Consider the following 771-nt stretch of genomic DNA (forward strand, 5'->3'; position numbering starts at 1 on the left):
TCGCCTCCCTGTCGGTCAATTCGGGACCATCCCCGCGTGCGCGGGGAGCAGGCTACGTGACCTGGGACTTTGCTGGGCGGTGGACGGGTTTTTCAACACTTCCACGGAATCCGGCATAGTGCCCAAACCTCTCAGTTCGATCGACCGGATTGAGTTGACAGCGCAGTCTAGACACTTATGGATCACGGCTGGGGGACTTGAGGTTGATCGAGCCGGTTTCCCTGGAAAAGCGGCCCGACTATGGGTTTTGCGTGTAGTCATCTGGCATGGCACGTGAGGGGGAGAGCAGATCGGGCTGCGCGTTCGGTTGAGCGGCCCAGCTCGGCTGGTGTGGGCGAAGCATGATCGTGACAGCGACGGCTGGCTGCCGCTGTGGCGGCACATGGAAGACAGTGCGGCCGTGGCCGGGCTGCTGTGGGACTTCTGGCTGCCAGTGAACGTACGCGCTCTTGTATCTGCGGTCCTTCCAGGCGGCGAGGAGGACGCGCGACGACTGGTGACATGGCTGGCGGGCGTGCATGACATAGGGAAGGCCACTCCGGCGTTCGCGTGCCAGGTGGATGAGCTGGCCGACCGGATGCGCGTCGCGGGTCTGGAGATGCCGTACCGGGCCGAGATGGGGCGGGACCGGCGGATGGCGCCGCATGGTCTGGCCGGCCAGTTGCTGTTGCAGGAGTGGCTGGAGGAGCGGTGTGGCTGGCCGGGGCGGGCCACCGCCCAGTTCGCTGTGGTTGTTGGCGGGCACCATGGAGCGCCACCGGACCACGGGCA

At 65.8% G+C, this 771-nt stretch carries 1 protein-coding gene; it reads left to right on the forward strand.

Annotated features, from left to right (window positions below):
• Positions 1 to 382: 382 nt before the first annotated feature.
• Positions 383 to 771: CRISPR-associated endonuclease Cas3'' (locus MB828_RS27535; RefSeq protein WP_301650580.1), on the forward strand; the 389-nt coding region annotated here is incomplete at its 3' end.

It is taken from the genome of Streptomyces arenae, from assembly GCF_022343545.1.
Taxonomy (GTDB): domain Bacteria; phylum Actinomycetota; class Actinomycetes; order Streptomycetales; family Streptomycetaceae; genus Streptomyces; species Streptomyces humi.